General features: G+C 72.5%; 19 protein-coding genes and 1 tRNA gene. 8 read left to right on the top strand and 12 right to left on the bottom strand.

Annotation, left to right across the window (positions count from 1 at the left end; translation table 11 throughout):
* Window positions 1–136: 136 nt before the first annotated feature.
* Entirely contained in the window at window positions 137–427 is a 291-nt protein-coding gene (locus ACNHYB_RS13890) for a WXG100 family type VII secretion target (protein ID WP_418275932.1), read from the top strand.
* Window positions 428–556: 129 nt separating this feature from the next.
* Here ACNHYB_RS13890 and groL read toward each other — a convergent pair whose 3' ends face one another.
* From groL to ACNHYB_RS13870, 4 genes are all read right to left on the bottom strand, one after another.
* On the bottom strand, window positions 557–2,188 hold the full coding sequence (gene groL, locus ACNHYB_RS13885; protein ID WP_418275931.1) for a chaperonin GroEL: 1,632 nt from the start codon (window positions 2,186–2,188) through the stop codon (window positions 557–559).
* A gap of 319 nt (window positions 2,189–2,507) precedes the next feature.
* A complete protein-coding gene (locus tag ACNHYB_RS13880) occupies window positions 2,508–2,711 on the bottom strand; it encodes a cold-shock protein (protein WP_418275930.1) in 204 nt (67 codons plus the stop codon).
* 143 nt (window positions 2,712–2,854) lie between these two features.
* Window positions 2,855–3,550: a LytR C-terminal domain-containing protein gene (locus ACNHYB_RS13875; protein ID WP_418275929.1), complete on the bottom strand. Its 696-nt coding sequence runs from the start codon at window positions 3,548–3,550 to the stop codon at window positions 2,855–2,857.
* Between the two features lie 69 nt (window positions 3,551–3,619).
* A complete protein-coding gene (locus ACNHYB_RS13870; RefSeq protein ID WP_418278064.1) occupies window positions 3,620–3,928 on the bottom strand; it encodes a DUF3263 domain-containing protein in 309 nt (102 codons plus the stop codon).
* A gap of 94 nt (window positions 3,929–4,022) precedes the next feature.
* Between ACNHYB_RS13870 and ACNHYB_RS13865 the strand changes: the two genes are divergently transcribed.
* The 5 genes from ACNHYB_RS13865 (at window position 4,023) to ACNHYB_RS13845 (ending at window position 8,864) form a co-directional block, all read left to right on the top strand.
* On the top strand, window positions 4,023–4,724 hold the full coding sequence (locus tag ACNHYB_RS13865; RefSeq protein WP_418275928.1) for a uracil-DNA glycosylase: 702 nt from the start codon (window positions 4,023–4,025) through the stop codon (window positions 4,722–4,724).
* A 22-nt stretch (window positions 4,725–4,746) separates the two neighbouring features.
* Window positions 4,747–5,580, top strand: a complete 834-nt coding sequence (locus ACNHYB_RS13860) for an SGNH/GDSL hydrolase family protein (RefSeq protein ID WP_418275927.1) — start codon at window positions 4,747–4,749, stop codon at window positions 5,578–5,580.
* A gap of 101 nt (window positions 5,581–5,681) precedes the next feature.
* A complete protein-coding gene (locus ACNHYB_RS13855) occupies window positions 5,682–7,424 on the top strand; it encodes an FAD-dependent oxidoreductase (protein WP_418275926.1) in 1,743 nt (580 codons plus the stop codon).
* Between the two features lie 89 nt (window positions 7,425–7,513).
* Window positions 7,514–7,858 carry an ArsR/SmtB family transcription factor gene (locus tag ACNHYB_RS13850; protein ID WP_418275925.1) on the top strand — a complete coding sequence of 115 codons (345 nt, stop codon included), beginning with the start codon at window positions 7,514–7,516 and terminating at the stop codon, window positions 7,856–7,858.
* Window positions 7,859–7,946: 88 nt separating this feature from the next.
* Window positions 7,947–8,864: a low molecular weight phosphatase family protein gene (locus ACNHYB_RS13845; RefSeq protein ID WP_418275924.1), complete on the top strand. Its 918-nt coding sequence runs from the start codon at window positions 7,947–7,949 to the stop codon at window positions 8,862–8,864.
* Here ACNHYB_RS13845 and ACNHYB_RS13840 read toward each other — a convergent pair.
* The 8 genes from ACNHYB_RS13840 to ACNHYB_RS13805 form a co-directional block, all read right to left on the bottom strand.
* Entirely contained in the window at window positions 8,817–9,530 is a 714-nt protein-coding gene (locus ACNHYB_RS13840) for a winged helix-turn-helix domain-containing protein (RefSeq protein ID WP_418275923.1), read from the bottom strand. The two genes, ACNHYB_RS13845 and ACNHYB_RS13840, sit on opposite strands and share 48 nt — an antisense overlap.
* A gap of 73 nt (window positions 9,531–9,603) precedes the next feature.
* Window positions 9,604–10,374 (bottom strand): phosphate ABC transporter ATP-binding protein PstB, encoded by a 771-nt coding sequence (gene pstB, locus ACNHYB_RS13835; protein ID WP_418278063.1) that lies wholly within the window; start codon window positions 10,372–10,374, stop codon window positions 9,604–9,606.
* A gap of 198 nt (window positions 10,375–10,572) precedes the next feature.
* Window positions 10,573–11,490 carry a phosphate ABC transporter permease PstA gene (pstA, locus tag ACNHYB_RS13830; protein ID WP_418275922.1) on the bottom strand — a complete coding sequence of 306 codons (918 nt, stop codon included), beginning with the start codon at window positions 11,488–11,490 and terminating at the stop codon, window positions 10,573–10,575.
* Window positions 11,490–12,446, bottom strand: coding sequence for a phosphate ABC transporter permease subunit PstC (gene pstC / locus ACNHYB_RS13825; protein ID WP_418275921.1), 957 nt, complete (start codon window positions 12,444–12,446; stop codon window positions 11,490–11,492). Before pstC ends, pstA begins: the two co-directional genes overlap by 1 nt.
* Window positions 12,447–12,448: 2 nt before the next feature.
* Window positions 12,449–13,420: a PstS family phosphate ABC transporter substrate-binding protein gene (locus ACNHYB_RS13820; protein ID WP_418275920.1), complete on the bottom strand. Its 972-nt coding sequence runs from the start codon at window positions 13,418–13,420 to the stop codon at window positions 12,449–12,451.
* Between the two features lie 209 nt (window positions 13,421–13,629).
* Window positions 13,630–13,705, bottom strand: a tRNA-Thr gene (locus ACNHYB_RS13815).
* Between the two features lie 43 nt (window positions 13,706–13,748).
* Window positions 13,749–14,633, bottom strand: coding sequence for a DsbA family protein (locus tag ACNHYB_RS13810; RefSeq protein WP_418275919.1), 885 nt, complete (start codon window positions 14,631–14,633; stop codon window positions 13,749–13,751).
* Window positions 14,634–14,782: 149 nt separating this feature from the next.
* Window positions 14,783–16,756, bottom strand: a complete 1,974-nt coding sequence (locus ACNHYB_RS13805) for a serine/threonine-protein kinase (protein WP_418275918.1) — start codon at window positions 16,754–16,756, stop codon at window positions 14,783–14,785.
* Between the two features lie 118 nt (window positions 16,757–16,874).
* Between ACNHYB_RS13805 and ACNHYB_RS13800 the strand changes: the two genes are divergently transcribed.
* Together ACNHYB_RS13800 and otsB are read left to right on the top strand one after the other, a co-directional pair.
* Entirely contained in the window at window positions 16,875–18,323 is a 1,449-nt protein-coding gene (locus ACNHYB_RS13800) for an alpha,alpha-trehalose-phosphate synthase (UDP-forming) (RefSeq protein ID WP_418275917.1), read from the top strand.
* Window positions 18,316–19,173, top strand: coding sequence for a trehalose-phosphatase (gene otsB / locus ACNHYB_RS13795; RefSeq protein ID WP_418275916.1), 858 nt, complete (start codon window positions 18,316–18,318; stop codon window positions 19,171–19,173). Before ACNHYB_RS13800 ends, otsB begins: the two co-directional genes overlap by 8 nt.
* Window positions 19,174–19,226 lie beyond the last annotated feature (53 nt).

Below are 19,226 nucleotides of genomic sequence, written 5' to 3'. Positions count from 1 at the left end.
CTCGCCGCACTGACCTCGCCACGCTGACCTCGCCGAGTCGTCCACAGGCTGTGGACGACGCCGGCGCGCATCCCTCCCCGCGCCCTAACGTCGGCGTCAGCCCGGTTGTCCGGGGACGACGACGAAGGAGACGAACGTGCGGTACGAGGTCGACAGCGAGCGGGTCGCGCAGGCGAGCGCGGCGGTGAACGGTTCGGTCGGGGTCATCCGGACCGAGGTGGGGGCGATGATGCGGCACCTGCAGGATCTGCAGTCGAGCTGGCACGGCAGCGCGGCGACGTCGTTCGCCGGCGTGATGACGCAGTGGCAGTCCGCCCAGACGCAGGTCGAGACGGCCCTGGACTCGGTGACGGCGGCGCTGAAGTCCGCGTCGGCGACCTACGCCGAGGCCGAGTCGCAGGCGGCACGCCTCTTCGCGCCCCGCTGAGGCACGCAGCCCGGGCTGGCGGTCCGGGAGCACCACCCGCGCACGACGACGGCCGGCCACCTCCGCAGAGGTGACCGGCCGTCGTCGTGGACCGGACGGCGCGCCGGGAGCGCGCCGGTCAGGCGTGGGTCAGAAGCCCATGCCGCCCATGTCGCCCATGCCGCCGTCACCGGCCGGAGCCGAGGCCGGCTCGGGCTTGTCGGCGACGACCGCCTCGGTGGTGAGGAACAGCGCGGCGATCGACGCGGCGTTCTGCAGCGCGGAGCGCGTGACCTTGACCGGGTCGTTGACGCCGGCGGCCAGCAGGTCCTCGTACTCGCCGGTCGCGGCGTTGAGGCCGTGACCCGGGGTGAGGTTGCGGACCTTCTCCGCCACGACGCCGCCCTCGAGGCCGGCGTTGATCGCGATCTGCTTCAGCGGGGCCGAGATCGCCGCGTTGACGATCTGCGCACCGGTCGCCTCGTCACCCTCGAGCTCGAGCTTGGCGAACGCTGCGGCACCGGCCTGGATGAGGGCCACGCCACCACCGGCGACGATGCCCTCCTCGACGGCTGCCTTGGCGTTGCGCACGGCGTCCTCGATGCGGTGCTTGCGCTCCTTGAGCTCCACCTCGGTGGCCGCACCCGCCTTGATGACGGCCACGCCGCCGGCGAGCTTGGCGAGGCGCTCCTGCAGCTTCTCGCGGTCGTAGTCCGAGTCCGACTTCTCGATCTCGGAACGGATCTGCTGGACGCGACCCGAGATGAGGTCGGCGTCGCCGGAGCCCTCGACGATCGTGGTCTCGTCCTTGGTGACGACGACCTTGCGCGCCTGGCCGAGCTCCTCGAGCGTGGCGTTCTCGAGCTTGAGACCGACGGTCTCGGTGATGACCTGGCCACCGGTCAGGATCGCGATGTCCTGCAGCATGGCCTTGCGACGGTCGCCGAAGCCCGGGGCCTTGACGGCGACGGACTTGAAGGTGCCGCGGATCTTGTTCAGCACCAGGGTGGCCAGGGCCTCGCCCTCGATGTCCTCGGCGATGATGAGCAGCGAGCGGCCCGACTTCATGACCTGGTCGAGGACCGGGAGCAGGTCCTTGACGTTCGAGATCTTCGACTCGACGATCAGGACGTACGGGTCCTCGAGGACGGCCTCCTGGCGCTCCGGGTCCGTCTCGAAGTAGCGCGCGAGGAAGCCCTTGTCGAAGCGCATGCCCTCGGTGAGCTCGAGCTCCAGGCCGAAGGAGTTGGACTCCTCGACCGTGATGACGCCTTCCTTGCCGACCTTGTCGAGGGCCTCGGCGATGAGCTCGCCGATGGCCGGGTCGCCGGCGGAGATCGCGGCGGTGGCGGCGATCTGCTCCTTGGTCTCGACGTCGACGGCAGCGTTGAGCAGCTGCTCGGTGACGGCCTCGACGGCCTTCTCGATGCCGCGCTTGACGGCGATCGGGTTGGCGCCGGCGGCGACGACGCGCAGGCCCTCGCGCACGAGCGCCTGGGCGAGCACGGTGGCGGTGGTGGTGCCGTCACCCGCGACGTCGTCGGTCTTCTTGGCGACCTCCTTGACGAGCTCCGCACCGATCTTCTCGTACGGGTCCTCGAGCTCGATCTCCTTGGCGATGGAGACACCGTCGTTGGTGATCGTGGGGGCGCCCCACTTCTTGTCGAGGACGACGTTGCGGCCCTTGGGGCCGAGCGTGACCTTGACGGTGTCGGCGAGCTGGTTGAGCCCGCGCTCCATGCTTCGACGAGCGACCTCGTCGAACGCGATGATCTTGGCCATGGGGACTGATCCTCCGCTGTGGCGTGTCGGTGGTCGGCCGGTGCCCGCGACGGACGACCCACCCTCGCGACGTTCACATCACGCGCGCTGACGAGCCTCACCGTACGACCGAGTTTGCTCACTCCGCTGTCACTCGACAGGCGAGAGTGCTAACCCATTATTGGCACTCTCCCCCGAGAGTGCAAGACGTTCGCCGAGGGCGCACGAGCGCCGCCGTGGCCCCCGTGGCGCCCCGTGGCGCCCCACCTGCATGACGAAGGCCGGCACCCGGCGCATCGCTGCGTCATCGGGCACCGGCCTTCGCGGAGACCGCGTCAGCTCACAGGGGGCGGACCTGCTCGGCCTGCGGTCCCTTCTGCCCCTGCCCGACCTCGAACTCCACGCGCTGCCCCTCGTCGAGGGTGCGGTAGCCGTCGGTCTGGATCGAGCTGAAATGCACGAACAGGTCCTGCCCGCCCGTCTCAGGGGTGATGAAGCCGAACCCCTTCTCGGCGTTGAACCACTTCACGGTTCCCTGGGCCATGTCGTTCTCCTCGTCGTCCTGATCCGCCGCGCAGGTGCGCAGCGCCGGTCAGGAGACTAGTGGTGCAGGTCACGCCAGGGAAAGCCCGTTGTCCGGTATGTCCCGATCTGCGTCCGACGAACGCCCCGACGGCCCGTTCGGCGTCAGCCCACGGGCTCCTTGAGGACGACCCAGACCGCGTCGGTGGCGTGGTTGGTCACGTCGTCCGACTCCTGGACGTTCGCGGCGTCGACGCCCAGCGCCTCCGCGACGGCGGTCGCGGTGTCGGCGCGGTCGGCGCCGTAGAGCACGGTGGTGGCGTCGTAGACGCCCGTGAGGCCCTCGCCGGCGTCGTCGGCGCCGACGTCGGTGAACCCGGCCTCGCCGAGCGCCGTCTGGCCCGCCCCGGCCTGACCGGCGGCTCCGTCGCCGTCGATGTCGTTCCAGACGACCACCCGGGCGGCGAGGTTGGCGGCCGAGGCGTCGCCCGGCATCTCCGCGGGCTCCTCGGAGGGCTCCTCCTCCGCGGGGTCGGCCTCGCCCTCGCCGTCACCGGCGTCGGCGGACTCGCCCTCGGCGGGCTCCTCGGCGGTGTCGCCCTCGGCGGTGTCGCCCTCGGCGGAGCCGTCCGTGCCGGCCGACTGCTCGGACGCGACCGGCGGGTTGGTCGTGCCGCTGTCGTCGTTCGACAGGAAGGACACGATGCCCACGGCCAGACCGGCGAACACCACCGCGACCAGCAGGAACGGCCAGACCGAGCTCCAGCCGCTGCGCGGCTCCCGGTGGACACCGACCGGCGCCCCCTCCGGTCCGCGGACGTCGAACTCGTCGGGCGGGTACGGGTACTGGCTCTTGGTCACGCCGGACAGGGTAACGGTTTGCTCCCCGATGGCCTACCACCCAGCGGGGGGAATCGCGTCACGGGCCGGTCAGCCCTGGGTGCCGTCGAGCCGGCGTGCCGTCCGTGCCCGCTGGCGCGTGGCCCGCATGCGGCGCAGCCGCTTGACGAGCATCGGGTCGTGCTCCAGCGCCTCCGGCGTGTCGATGAGGGCGTTGAGCACCTGGTAGTACCGCGTCGCCGACAGGTCGAACAGCTCCCGGACCGCCTGCTCCTTCGAGCCGGCGTACTTCCACCACTGCTTCTCGAAGGCGAGGATCTCGCGGTCGCGGTCGGACAGTGCGGTCTCGGCGTCCGACGACGGTGCGTGCGCCGGGACGTCGACCTCCTGGACCAGCATCTCGCTCATAGCGCCCCAGTATGGGGCACTTGGGACGCAGATCCGGGCACCCTGCACCGCGTTTCGCGTCCGCGGGTGCGCTAGCGTCGACGGCGTGGAGACGACGACGCCGCAGCCCGCCGCCGCACCTGCCCTGACCAAGGTGATGGCGCCCGACTGGGCGGCCGCCCTCGCGCACGTCGAGCCCCAGATCCACGCGATGGGCGACTTCCTGCGCGCCGAGGTCGCCGCGGGACGCACCTACCTGCCGGCCCCGGGCGACGTGTTCGCCGCGTTCCGCCGCCCCATGGCCGACGTCCGCGTCCTCGTCGTCGGCCAGGACCCCTACCCGACCCCCGGGCACCCCATGGGCCTGTCGTTCTCGGTGCAGCCGCACGTGCGCCCGGTCCCGAAGTCGCTGGCGAACATCTACCGAGAGCTCGCGGACGACGTCGGCGCCCCGACGCCGTCGTCGGGCGACCTCAGCCCGTGGGCCGACCAGGGCGTGATGCTGCTCAACCGGGTGCTCACGGTGCGCCCCGGCGAGGCGGCGTCGCACCGGGGCAAGGGCTGGGAGGCGGTCACCGAGGCGGCGATCAAGGCGCTGGTGGACCGCGGCGGCCCGCTGGTCGCGATCCTCTGGGGCAGGGACGCCGCCTCCCTCAAGCCGTGGCTCGGCGCCACGGCGGTGGTCGAGTCGGCGCACCCCAGCCCGCTGGCCGCGTACCGCGGGTTCTTCGGGTCGCGGCCGTTCTCCCGGGTCGACGCGCTCCTGCAGGAGCAGGGCGCCGCGCCCGTGGACTGGCGCCTGCCCTGAGCAACAGGTGCAGAATGACGAGGTGACCGCTCCTCACCCCGCACCCCGCTGGACCCGGTACGTCGCCGTCGGAGACTCGTTCTCCGAGGGCCTGTGGGACCCGTACCCGCACGCCGACGGCTCCCCCGCGCCCGCCGGCACGGCGTCGGACGCCGTGCTGCGCGGCTGGACCGACCGCCTCGCCGACTCCCTGTCCGCGCGGCGGGGCGACGGCGAGCTCGAGTACGCGAACCTCGCGATCCGTGGCAAGAAGCTCGCCCAGATCGTCGACGAGCAGCTGGACGTGGCCCTCGCGATGGAACCGGACCTGGTCTCGCTGATCGGCGGCGGCAACGACATCCTGCGCCCGCAGGCGGACATCCCGGCGATCACGCGACGCCTCGAGGAGGCCGTCATGCGGATCCGCGCCACCGGGGCGGACGTGCTGATGGCCACCGGGTTCCGCACCGCCGGCGCCCTGAGCTTCACCCAGGGGCGCGTGGGCGTGTACAACGCGAACATCTGGACGATCGCCCGCCGCCACGGCGCCCACGTCCTGGATACGTGGGGCCTGCGCTCGCTGTACGACTGGCGGCTGTGGTCGGACGACCGCATCCACCTCACCGACGAGGGCCACCGCCGCATCGCCCAGGCCGCGCTCGTCGGGCTCGGGCTGGAGCCCGACGACCCCGCGTACGACGAGCCGCTCGAGGCCGCCGCGGCGAAACGGCTCGCCCGGCGGACCCGGGACGACGCCCAGTGGGTGCGCGTGCACGTGGTGCCCTGGATGCAGCGCCGGCTGCGCGGGACGTCGAGCGGGGACGGGCGCGCCGCCAAGTGGGCGACCGCGCAGCCCTGGCCGCCCTCGGAGCGCTGACGCCCGCCACGCTGCCACCGGCCCCGGCCCATCTCACGACGGGGCCGGGCGAAACGTCGAGCCGGTAGCCGAACGACATTGAGGTATGTCAATATAGAAGCATGTCGATACAGCGGGTCCAGGATGGCGTCGGCGGCGAGCCGCGCACCGGCGGTACGGCGCCGAAGATCGTCGTGGTCGGATCGGTGGCCGCGGGCACCTCGGCGGCCGCCAAGGCACGCCGCAACACCGAGTCCGCGCAGATCACGGTGTACGAGCGCGACCAGGACATCTCCTACTCCGGCTGCGGCCTGCCGTACTACGTGGGCGGGGAGGTCGAGACCCTCGACGAGCTGACGCCCCGGGACGCCACCTGGTTCGCGAAGCGGTACAACGTGCAGATCCGCACCGGCCGCGAGGTCGTCGACGTCGACCCCGCGGCGCGCACCGTCGACGTCGTCGAGCTCGCCACCGGCGCGAGGTTCACCGACACCTACGACGAGCTGGTGCTCGCCACCGGCGTGTCCCCGGTCGTCCCGCCCGTACCGGGCACCGACCTCGACGGGGTCTTCGTCCTGCGCACGCCGTCCGACGCCCGGGCCGTGCGGGACCGGATCGAGCTCCACGACGTGCGCGACGCCGTGATCGTCGGAGCCGGGTACATCGGGCTGGAGACGGCCGAACAGCTCGTGGGCCGCGGCCTGGGGGTCACGGTCGTCGAGGCGATGAGCCACGCCATGCCGCGCATGGACCCCGACATGTCCGCCCGGGTCGACGCCGAGCTGCGCGCGCACGGCGTGCAGCTGCTCACCGACACCCGGGTCGTCGCCCTCGAGGGCACGGCCGGGGCGGTGACCGGCGTCGTCGTGCAGGACGACACCGGTGGCACGCCGCGCACCGTTCCCGCCTCGCTGGTCCTGGTCGCCGTGGGGGTGCGGCCCAACCTCGACCTGGCCCGTGCCGCCGGTGTCGAGATCGGACCGACGGGCGCGATCGCCGTCGACCGCCGCCAACGCACGAGCGTGCCGCACGTCTGGGCGGTCGGGGACGTCGCGGAGAGCTTCGACCGCGCCACCGGCGAGCCCGCCTGGGTCCCGCTGGGCTCGACCGCCAACAAGACGGGCCGGATCGCCGGGGACGCGATGACGGGTGGTGACCTCGAGCACCGCGGGATCCTGGGCACGTCGATCGTGCGGGTCTTCGACCTCGCGGTCGCTCAGACCGGGCTGACCGAGGCCCGGGCTCGCGCGGCAGGCCGGGACGTCGTCGTCATGCACAACATCAAGCCGGACCGACCCGCCTACCTGGGCGGTCGGGAGATGATCATCAAGGCGATCGCCGACCGGGACACGGGTCTCCTCCTGGGCGCCCAGGCGATCGGGCCGGCCGGCGTGGACAAGCGCATCGACGTGCTCGCGACCGCGATCTCGTTCGGCGCCCACGCCGAGGACCTCTTCCACCTCGACCTGGCCTACGCCCCCACCTACGCCACCACCAAGGACCCGGTGCACTACACCGGCATGGCGCTCGACAACGCGGTGCGCGGCACCGCGCGCCTCATCACCCCGGAGGAGCTGCAGCACCGGCTGTCCACGGGCGAGGCGATCCAGGTCGTGGACGTGCGGTCGGCGAAGGACCGGGCGAAGTCCTGCGTGGACGGGTCGGTGCACATCCCGCTCGCACAGCTGCGCGAGCGGGCGGGCGAGCTGGACCCGGCCGTCCCGACGGTGACCTACTGCAACAAGGGCGTGAGCGGGAACGCGGCACAGAACGTCCTGCAGGGCATCGGCTTCTCCGACGTGCGCAACCTGTCCGGCGGCAACACCAACTATCAGGCGGCGGCCCGGGCACGGACCGATCGCTGAGCACGGCGCGAGCGCGGCGGAACGGCCGCGAGAGCGGGGGACAACGGGGGAACGATCGATGACGACCGATCGGAAGGTAACATCGCGGAGTGCCCGTTCCTCAGCCCGCGCGCTCCGCGCCCTCCGACCCGCCCTCCGCGGCGGGCGTGCGCGAGGTCCTGAGCAGGGAACGGGCGGAGAGCACGGCGGCGGTCCTGCGGGTGGTGTCGGACCCGACCCGGCTGCAGATCCTCTCCCTGGTGCACACCGCCGACGACGGACGGGTCCGCGTCGTGGACCTGACCCGGGCGCTGGGCCTGCGGCAACCGACCGTGTCGCACCACGTCAAGGTGATGACCGAGGCCGGCGTCCTGACGCGCGAGCCCACGGGTCGCGAGGTCTGGTACGGCATCGAGCCCACCCGCCTCTCCGCGATCGCCGACCTGTTGCGCTGAGCCTGCGCGGCCACCGCCCGCTGCATCGGTCCTGCCCGTGAACGACGGTCACCGCGGGCCCCCCGACGTCGGCCCGGACGGTCTGAGGATGCTGCAGATCGCCACCATGGCGGACCCGGACCGCCTGCGCCTGCTGGCGCTGATCATGACGGATCGCAGCGGAGAACCCTCGGCGGCCCACCTCGCCGGGCCCGCAGCGTCCGCCCCCGACCTCGCCGCCGTGCGCGCGCACCTGGGCTCGATGGCGGAGGCGGGTCTGCTCGCAACACTGCCGGCCGCGGACGGCGAGACCCGGTTCCGCCCGACCCCCGACGCCATCGTCCGGTTCGGAGGGGCCGCCCTCGGCTCGCCCGGTCCGGCGCGGCCCGAGCGGGTCGACCCGGGTGACCACGCTCGGCTGCTGACCCGGATCACGCTCGACCTGGCCGCCGACCATGCCCACGTGCTGGCCCCGGAGACGGTGGCGCGCTTCGTCTCGGACAGCTACGAGCTGCTGGCCTCGCGCGCCACGGTGCGGCGGCACCTGCCGGCGCTCACCGCACGGTTCGCCGCCGACCGGCTCGCCGCGCTCGTCACGTCGACCGGCGCGGGGACCTCGGCCCCGGCCCGCGACGTGCTGTTCGTGTGCGTGCGCAACGCGGGCCGGTCGCAGATCGCCGCCGCCGTGCTGCGGTCGGCGGCAGGCAGCCGGGTCCGGGTCCGCACCGCCGGGTCCGCACCGTCCGCACGCCTCGACCCGATCGTCCGGGCCGAGCTGGACCGCCGCGGCCTGACCGGCCTGACCGAGCTGCCCAGGCCGCTGACCGACGAGGTGGTCCGCGCCTCGGGCGTCGTGGTGACCATGGGGTGCGGCGACGCCTGCCCGGTGCTGCCCGGCCGCCGGTACGTCGACTGGGCGGTGCCCGATCCCTCCGGCAGGCCGGCAGGCGAGGTCGCCCGGATCGTCGACGACATCACCTCACGCGTGCACGACCTGCTCCGCGAGCTTCCGTCCGGGGCGGCCTGACGCCAGCACGTGGGAGTCCAGGCGGTAGCCCAGCCCACGGACCGTGTGGATCGCGCCGGAGACCCCGAAGGGCGCGAGCCGTCGGCGCAGGCGGCTGATGATGCCGACGAGCTTCTCCTCCGGGTCCGCCGACTCGGGCCACATCTGCAGCAGCACGACCCTGGCCACGACGTGGTCGTGGTGCACGGCGAGCTCGAGGAGCACCTCGAACTCGAGCACGCTGAGATCGATGCCCCTGCCGTGCAGGTGGGCGTCGTAGCCCGCGGGCACGAGCTCCAGGGGCCCGACGCGCACCTCCTCGGGGCGGCGCCGGGTGACCTGGACCTGGCGCAGCGCGTCGGTGATGCCGACGGGGTCGTAGGGGATGCGCACGAGGGGCCGGGCGCCGACGAGCACGGCCGGACCGATCAGGTCGACGTCGGCGGAGTCGTCGGCGAGCAGGACCGGCAGGCCGAACTCCTCGTGCACGACCTCGGTGAGCTGGGCCGCCAGGGTGGCACCCAGCCGCGCGGCAAGGACGACGACGTCCGGCCGCTGCGACGCGATGTGGGCGAGGGCTCGCAGGGGATCGGTGAAGACCTCGAGCGCCACGCCGTGCTCGCGCAGCCGTGCGGGGAGGGCGTCGCCCGGCTCGAGCTGCGGGTCGACGAGGACGACCAGCGGCACGTTCATCGGGTACGCAGGCGGACGGGGCTGCGCCGTCCCCGGGGGGCGGGTCAGAGCCATGGTCGTGCCGCCCTCACCCGAACCGCCCGCTGATGTACCCCTCGGTGCGGGAGTCGGCGGGCCGCTCGAAGATCGTCGTCGTCTTGTCGTACTCCACGAGCTCACCGTGCCGCTCGCCGGTCGCGGGGTCGATCGCGGCGGTGAAGAAGGCCGTGCGGTCGGCGACCCGGGCCGCCTGCTGCATGTTGTGGGTGACGATGACGATCGTGTACACGTCGCGCAGCTCGGCCATCAGCTCCTCGATCCGCAGCGTGGCGATCGGGTCGAGCGAGGCGCAGGGCTCGTCCATGAGGATGACGTCGGGCTCGACCGCGATGGTGCGCGCGATGCACAGCCGCTGCTGCTGGCCGCCCGACAGACCGTAGGCGGACTGCTTGAGCTTGTCCTTGACCTCGTCCCACAGTGCGGCCCGGGTGAGCGCCTGCTCGACGTGGGCGTCCATGTCGGGGACCTTCATGCCGGTGACCCGGGGACCGTAGGCGATGTTGTCGTAGATCGACTTGGGGAACGGGTTGGGCTTCTGGAAGACCATCCCGACCCGACGGCGCACCTCGATCGGGTCGACACCCGGGGCGTAGATGTCCTGGTCCCAGTACCTGACCACGCCGTCGACACGGGCCCCGCGGATGAGGTCGTTCATCCGGTTCAGGGAGCGCAGGATCGTCGACTTGCCGCAGCCCGACGGACCGATGAGGGCGGTGATCTCGTTGTGCCCGATCGTCATCGAGACGTCACGCACGGCCTGGTAGCCGTCGTAGAAGACGCTGACGCCGTCCACCTGCATGACGGGGTTCGGGGCGTCCGGGATCTCCCGGTAGCGGGCCTGCTGGTGGGCGAGCTCGGCCTCGATGGCGTCCTGGGCGCCCGCTCGAGGGGTGGTCGCGGCGGCCTGGGTCATGGCGGGTGCCTCCGGGTCGTGCGCCGGCGTGCCGGACGCGGTGGGGTCGTCGGGGTACGGGGTGGGGTCGGGCGTCACTGCGGGTCACCATCGCTTCTGGAAGCGGTTGCGGATGTAGATGGCGGCGCCGTTCATGGCCAGCAGGATCACCATGAGCAGGATCGATGCGGCCGCGGCGAGGGTGTGGAACTCGGCCTGCGGCTGGCTGGTCCAGCTGAAGATCTGGATCGGCATCGTCGTGAACTGGCTCAGCAGGCCGTTGGGGTCGAAGGACAGGAAGACCAGCCCGCCCAGGAGCAGCAGCGGGGCCGCCTCTCCCAGGGCTCGGGACAGGGCGAGGATGGTGCCCGTGGCGATTCCCGGCAGCGCCGCGGGCAGGGTGATGCGCCAGGTGGTCTGCAGCTCGGTGGCGCCGACGGCGAGCGAGCCGTCGCGCAGCTCGCGCGGCACGGCGCGCAGGGCCTCGCGCGTCGAGATGATGATGACCGGCAGGATCAGCATGGCCAGCGCGACGGCGCCGCCGATCACGATGTTCTTCTGCTGCACGCCGAGCGCGGCGAGCATGCCCAGGGTGAGCATGCCGTAGATGATCGCCGGGACCGCGGAGAGGTTGGAGATGTTGACCTCGATGAGTCGGTTCCACCACCGGTCTCGGTTGGCGAACTCTTCCAGGTGCACGGCGGCGGCGACCCCGAGCGGGACGGCGAGCACGGCCGTCGTGCCGATCACCCACAGCGAGCCCAGGATCGCGGGACGGGCGCCGGCCTCCTCCGGGCGCGAGGACGGGTACTCGGTGAACAACCGGGAGTCGAGACGGGGCAGACCGTCGACGAACGTGTAGACCAGGAGCGTCACGAGGGTCGCGAAGGCGACGAGCAGGCTGAGCCACAGGAGCGCGACGAAGACGACCGAGCGTGGCGTGCGTTCCCTGGACCGACCGTCCGTCGCGAGGACGGCACGACGGATCTCGGGCGCGGCGGTCGCCGGCGAGTAGAGGGCCATCAGTACTCCTGTCGGAAGCGGCGGACGAGCTGGATGGCGACGAGGTTGACGATCAGCGTCAGGACGAAGAGCAGCAGCCCGACCGCGAAGAGGGTGTCGTACTCCAGGGAGCCCACACGCGAGTCGCCGAGAGCGGCGTTGGCGATGAACGTCGTCATGGTGGCGCCCTGCTGCAGGGGCGAGCTCACCATCTGCACCATCTGGCCGCCGGCGATCGTGACGATCATGGTCTCGCCGATGGCGCGGGAGATCCCCAGCACGATGGCCGCGACGATGCCGGAGAACGCGGCCGGGACCACGACGCGCAGCGAGGTCTGCATCCGGTTGGCCCCGAGGGCCGCCGACCCCTGCCGCAGCGACTGCGGGACGGCTGACATCGCGTCCTCGGACAGCGAGGCGACCGTGGGGATGATCATCACACCCATCACGGCCCCCGCCGAGAGGATCGAGAAGGGCCCCACGTCGAGCTTGAGGAACCCCTGCAGCACGACCGGCGCGAACCAGGTCAGGGCGAAGAAGCCGAACACCACCGTCGGGATCCCGGCGAGGAGCTCCAGGATCGGCTTGAGCGTGCGCCGCACCCGCTCCGGGGCGTACTCGGACAGGTAGATCGCCGCACCGAGGCCGAACGGGACGGCCACGCTGATGGCGATCAGCGTGGTCCACGCGGTGGCGGTCACCAGCGGGAGCACGCCGTAGGAGGCGTCCGCGAACCGCGGCGTCCAGCGCGTGCCGGTGAGGAACTCGCCGAGCGGGACCTGCGCGAAGAACGCCAGCGCCGGCTCCAGGAGCGCGATCACGATCCCGACCGTGATGGCCACGCTCAGGAACGCCGCGGCCCGCAGGACCGCGCGCACCATCGTCTCGCCCCGGCGGGACCCCGAGCGCAGGATCCCCGCCCCGGTGGGCCGGCCGGGCATGGTCGCCCGACCGGCCGTCGTCGAAACCGAGCTCATCGTCAGCCCTTCAGGCTGTCCAGCTCGGCGCGGGCGGTGGCCGCCTGCTCATCGGTCAGCGAGATGAACAGCGCCTCGGCGGCGACGTCCTCCTCGCTCTCCAGGTAGAAGTCGACGAAGCTCTGCAACGCCTCGTTGTCCTGGTACTTGGCGTTGTTGACGTAGATGAACAGCGGTCGTCCCAGGGGGGTGTACGAGCCGTCCTGCACCGACTCCGAGGACGGCGTCACGCAGCCTTCCCCGCCGTCGACGTCCACGAGCTTCACCAGGTCGCTGTTCTCCTCCGCGTACGACAGGCCGAAGTAGCCCAGCGCACCCGAGGAGCCCGAGACACCCTGCACGGTGACGTTGTCGTCCTCGGACGGGGTGTAGTCCGCGCGGGTCGCGCCCTCCTCACCGTTGATCGCGTCGGTGAAGTAGTCGAACGTGCCCGAGTCGGTGCCCGCCCCGTACAGGTCGAGCGGCTCGTCCGGGAACGACGGGTCGACCTGGTTCCAGCTGGTGACCTCGCCCTCGGACTCGGGCGCCCAGATCGTCTTGAGCTGCTCCACGCTGAGGCACTGGGCCCAGTCGTTCTCCGGGTTCACCACCACCGAGAGGCCGTCGTTCGCGATGACGATCTCGGTGTACTCGACGCCGGCCTCCTCGCAGGCCGCGATCTCCTCGTCGTGGATCGGACGCGAGGCGTCGGAGATGTCGGTCTCCCCGGCGCAGAACGACTTGAACCCGCCCCCGGTGCCCGACGTGGCCACGGTGACGTTCACCCCCGGCTCGACGTCCCGGTACAGCGTCGCCGCGGCGGACGTCAGCGGTGCCACCGTGGAGGAACCGTCGACCGCGATCGACCCGCTCAGCCCGTCGCCGGACTCGCCGGCACCGGTCGCGGCCTCTTGACCGCCACCACAGGCGGCCAGGGCTGCCACCACGCCGGCCGTGCCGACCAGAGCCGCGGCCCGGTTGAGGTACTTGTGCACGTGTTTGATCCCGTCTGCTGTGCAGGCGGGACTGTTCCCGCCCGGTTTCCTGTCGGACGAGATACATAGAACGCGGTCTATGAAAACGGGAGATGAACGGTGGCTGACCTCACGGTGGAGAATCGATCACGATCTATGTATCGCACGCGAGCAGCGGTGCGGCGAACGGCCCGCCGATCCACGTCTCCGCAGACCGACGGGCCGTTCGGTGGAGCCGCCTGTCGGGTTCGAACCGACGACCTTCCGTTTACAAGACGGGAGCTCTACCAGCTGAGCTAAGGCGGCGAGGCGGGGACCATCGTACCGAGACGACGGTCCCCGCCGGACGTCACTCGGCCGCAGGCTCCTCGGAGGCCTCGGCCGACGGGTCCTCGGACGGCTCGGCGGCCGCGTCGCCACCCTGCACCGCGGCCAGGAGCGCGCCCGGCTGGTTCCAGCTCTCGAACCGCGTCCCGTCGACCATCACGGTCGGCGTGCCGAAGCCGCCGTTGGCGTTGGCGAGGTCGGGGTTCGCCGACGCGTCCAGGGTCAGGGAGTACGCGTACTGGCCGAACGTGGAGCGAGCGGTGCCGTCGGCGATCCCCGCGGCGACGTCGGCGGGCACGCCCGCACCCTCGGCGACGGCGGCGAGCTCGTCGTCGTCCATGCCCTCGGTGTTCTCGTCGGGCTGGTTCGCGAAGAGCGCGTTGTGGAACGCGAAGAACTGCTCGGGGGCCCGGTCGGCCACCCAGTACGCCGCGGCCGCGGAACGCGTCGAGTACTCCGCACCGTTCGAGGCGCGGTCCAGGATCGACACGGGGTGGAGCACCACGGTGGCCTCACCGCCGCTGGCCATCGCCTCGACGTCGGCCGCGTTGATGTCCTCGAACTGGCCGCACACCGGGCACATGTAGTCGACGTAGATGTCGACCACCGGGGCGCCGTCGTTCTCGCCGCCCGCCACCAGGTCGGAGCCGATCGGGATGCCGCCCGTCTCCAGCGCCGTCGAGGGCACCGTGGCGACCTCGGCGAGCGGGATGTCCTCCACGTTCTTCTTGCCGGCCTCACCGATCAGGATCACCGCGGCGACGGCCACCAGCGCCACGATGGCGGCAGCGAGCGCACCGAAGACGATGAAGCGGCTGCGTCGTTCCTTCTTGGCCTGCTGCTGCTGGAGCGCGAGCGCCTGGGCGCGCGCGGCCTCACGGCGCTCGGTCTTGTTCTGCTGGGACATCTCGGTGGCGGTCCTTCGGGTCGGTGGCACGGTCGGGGAACGTCGGCGTCAGCCTACCGAGCGGGCGCCGACGACGGTGCAGCGGTGCGTGCGCGCACCGTAACGGCACCTCCTGGGAGAACCCTGGGAATCGCGCGAGCGTCCGGTGCTCAGAAGAACGACGGCGGACCGTCCATCGGCCACCACTGCACCTGGTAGGGCTCGGTGACGATCTGGCCGAACAGGATCCACGCGCCGACCAGGCAGACGACGACCACGACCGCGCCACCGACGAGGCCCGGGGCGAGCGTGTCCAGGATGCGTCGCGCGCCCTCGCGCGCCGTCGAGCCGGCCGGCCCGAACCAGGTGGCGAGCACGGCCGCCACCATCGCCCCGGCGAGCACGATCCCGAACAGCGACGGGTCGTTGCGCCCCCCGACCGAGCGGGACTCGATGTCCGTCAGCGGCATGACGATCCAGTTGCCGTCCCCGAACAGCCAGTAGCCGGCCATCATCGCCAGGAGGCCGACGCACCCGCCCACCAGGGCGGCGGGGATGATCCCCAGCGCACCGACGACGGCGTGGTACGGGAGCAGCAGCGTCGCGACCAGCCCGTCCGAGCCGCGCACGCCCTTGTCCTGGCGCCGCTCCTCGAACCGGCGCCCCGCGACCCCGACGATCCGGCAGAGCACCGTGACGCCGCAGAACACCCCGAACGCCACCAGGGGGTACACCGCCGCGAGCACCACGAAGGGCACACCGAGCGCCAGCACCGTGCCCCAGCGACGCCGGTACACGGGAGGCGTGTAGGGCCCGGCTGGCACCGCGGCTTCGGTCTCGCGCAGGTCCGACGACGCCGGTGACGCCTCGGCGATCTCGTCGTACGTCTGGTAGCGCTGGGGCCCGACGGGCACGGACTGCGTCGACCCGTCCTGCGCGAGGGCGCGCTCCCGGTCGACCGCGGTCATCGGCGCCGTGACGTCCGGGGGCGGCGTCGACGGCGGCACCGACGGCGGCACCGAGGGCGGCGCGTCGGCGGAGCCGTCGGCCACGGGCAGGGTCGCGACCACCTGGGTCGCCCCGACCGCCGCGCCGGGCGGGACGTCGTGCTCCCCGTGCTCGCCGGCAGGCGTCGCGTCGCCCGCGCTGAGGTCGTCCGCGGTGCCGTCGGCCGACGACGCGGCGTACCCGGCACCGGCGACCGCCGCGGTGGCCGCCCCGGCGGCCACGACGATCCGCTGCGTGGCGTGCGGGTCGGTGGGCGCCCCGACGACCTCGGTCCCGCCGTCGTCGATGTCCCGCCGGATCGCCCGGACCACCTCGGTGGGACCCCAGCGTCGGGCCGGGTCCGACTGGAGGGCGCCCGCGAGCGCCTGCGCCGTGCGGTGCGGTACGCCGACGAGGTCGGCGCGCCCCTCGCGGGAGCGCCGGAGCACCAGGTCGGTGGGCCGGACGCCGAAGGGCGAGCGTCCGGTGGCCGCGAAGGCGAGCAGGGCCGCCCAGCTCCACCAGTCGGTCTCGGGGACGGGGTCGGCGCCGTCGAGGAGCTCGGGGGCGATGTACCCGGGAGTCCCCATGACGAACCCGCTCATGGTGGCGCGGGCGTCTCCGGGGCTCTGGGCGATGCCGAAGTCGATGAGCGACGGGCCGTCGCCGGTGACCATGACGTTGGAGGGCTTGAGGTCGCGGTGGACGACGCCGGAGGCGTGGACCGACTCGAGCGCGTCGGCGAGCTGGTCGGCCAGCGAGTAGAGGTCGGCGAGGTCCAGCGGTCCGCGGGCGTCGACCTCCTCCTCGAGGGTGAGCCCGTCGACCAGCTCGGTGACGACGAACGCCTGCGCGCCCTCGAACTCCGCGTCCAGGACCTGCGCGACGGCGGGGTGGCGCAGGCGCTGCAGGGCGGCGACCTCGCGGCGCAGGCGCTGCCGGCCGGCGGGGTTGGCGTCGATGTGGGCGTGCAGCACCTTCAGGGCCACGCGTTGCCCGCCGCCGTCGACGGCCTCGTAGACCGCGCCCATCGCGCCGCGGCCGAGCACGGACACCACGGAGTAGCCGCCGACGTCGGTCCCGGGGGCGAGCGCACCGTCGGCGCCCCCGACCCGGACCGTGGAGGTCAGCACCTGTGCGTCGTCCCCCGTACCCATGGCCCACACCGTAGCGCCACGCCCGTCACGGCGCGTCCTGACGCGCCCCTGGGTAAGGTGCGAACCGGGCGTGCTCGAGTCAGGCGGCCGTCGTCCACTATCTGGGGAGTGTGCACCTTTGTCAGGTCAGGATTCGTCCAACGCGGGCTACGACCTCGTCGTCGTCGCCAACCGGCTGCCGGTCGACTTCTCGGTCGGCTCGGACGGCGAGGTGGAATGGCAGCGGTCCCCCGGCGGTCTGGTCAGTGCGCTCGAGCCGGTGATGAAGGAGGCCGACGGCGCCTGGGTGGGCTGGTCGGGCGCTCCTGACCTCGCCCACGAGCCCTTCGAGGCCGACGGCATGCTGCTGGTCCCGGTGACGCTCTCGGCGGGCGAGATCGAGCGGTACTACGAGGGCTTCTCGAACGACACGCTGTGGCCGCTCTACCACGACGTCATCGCCCCGCCCACCTACCACCGGCAGTGGTTCGACTCCTACCGCAAGGTCAACCAGCGGTTCGCCGAGGCGGCGGCGGCGCAGGCGGCGCAGGGCGCCGTGGTGTGGGTGCACGACTACCAGCTCCAGCTCGTGCCGAAGATGCTGCGCGAGCTGCGCCCGGACCTGCGCATCGGCTTCTTCGACCACATCCCCTTCCCGGCGGTCGAGCTCTTCCAGCAGCTCCCCTGGCGTCACAGCATCGTCGAGGGCCTCCTGGGCGCGGACCTGGTCGGGTTCCAGCGCGGCGGGGACGCCTCGAACTTCCTGCGGTCGGTGCGTCGTCTGACGGAGCACACGACGCGCGGCTCGATGGTGACGATCAAGAACGACGACGGCACGCCGGGGCGCAGCGTCCGCGCGGCCGCGTTCCCCATCTCGATCGACACGGCCTTCTTCGACGAGCTGGCGCGCAGCCCCGAGGTGCAGGCCCGCGCCAAGGAGGTCCGCGAGGACCTGGGCGACCCGGAGATCGTCATGCTGGGCGTCGACCGCCTGGACTACACCAAGGGGATCCGCCACCGCATCAAGGCGTACGGCGAGCTCCTGCAGGACGGCCGCATCGACCCCGCCACGGCCACGCTGGTGCAGGTGGCCAGCCCGTCGCGGGAGAACGTCGGCGCCTACCAGGAGCTGCGCGAGCACGTCGAGGTGCTGGTGGGGCGCATCAACGGCGAGTACGGCGAGATCGGCCACTCCGCCATCCACTACCTGCACCACTCCTACCCGCCGGCAGAGATGGCGGCGCTGTACCTGGCGGCCGACGTCATGCTGGTCACGTCGCTGCGCGACGGCATGAACCTGGTGGCCAAGGAGTACATCGCGGCGCGGTCGGACCTGGGGGGCGTGCTGGTGCTCAGCGAGTTCACCGGGGCCGCCGACGAGCTCGCGCCCGGGCCGCTGCTGTGCAACCCGCACGACATCGACGGCATGAAGGACATCATCGCCCGTGCCGCCGAGATGTCGTCGGTGGAGAAGCGGCGGCGCATGCGCAACCTGCGCCGCAAGGTCATGTCCGACGACGTCGCCAAGTGGTCGAAGTCGTTCCTGGGCGTGCTGACCGCGATGCCCGCGCGAGACATCTATGTCTGAGCCCGGCCCCGCTCCCGACGACGCGCTCGACGGCGCTCTCGAGGACGCGCTGTCGGCCTTCTGCGCCGACGACGGCGCCGCCCTGCTCGTCGCGCTCGACTTCGACGGCGTCCTCGCCCCGCTGGTGGACGACCCGACGGCCTCGCGCATGCTGCCCGCCACCCGGCGCGCCGTGGACCGCCTGGGCGCGCTCGCCCACGACGACGGGGCCGCCGCGGGGCGGGCCCGCCTCGCGTTCGTCTCGGGCCGCGACCTCGCCGACCTCGGCGCCCGGGCCGATCCCCCCGTCGGGGCGTACGTGGTGGGCAGCCACGGCGCCGAGACGGGGCACGCCACGGCGGACGGCTGCGACACCGTCCCGCTGGAGCTGACGGCCGAGCAGGGCGCGGCGCTGGCCGGGCTGACCGCGGCGCTGGACGCCGTCGTCGTCGGCCGCGACGGCGCGTGGGTGCAGCGCAAGCCGAGCGCCGCCGTCCTGCACACCCGGCAGGCCGGGCCGGTGGACTCCGCGGCGGCGATCGCCGGGGCCGACGCCGCGGCCGAGCACTACGGTCTGGACGCCCTGCACGGCAAGGACGTGGTGGAGGTCGCCGTGCTGCACACGTCCAAGGGCGAGGCGCTGCGGCGCCTGCGCGACGTCGTCGCCGACGAGCTGGGAGCCACGGCCGTGCGCGTGCTCTACGCCGGCGACGACACCACCGACGAGCGCGCGTTCGCCGTGCTCGGCGAGGGCGACCTGTCGCTCAAGGTGGGCAGCGGCGACACCCTCGCGGGCCACCGCGTGCCCGGCCCGGAGCACGTCGCCCTCGTCGTCGACCGCGTGGCGGACGCCCTGACGCCGACGGCGTGAGACCGCGCCCGGCGGCTGACCTGGGCGATGACGTGATCGACATCACGGCCATG

Source organism: Isoptericola jiangsuensis (genome assembly GCF_048320105.1).
Classification (GTDB): Bacteria; Actinomycetota; Actinomycetes; order Actinomycetales; family Cellulomonadaceae; genus Isoptericola; species Isoptericola jiangsuensis_A.
Note: the sequence above shows the minus strand (reverse complement) of the source record. Positions and strands in the feature narration are given on the sequence as shown.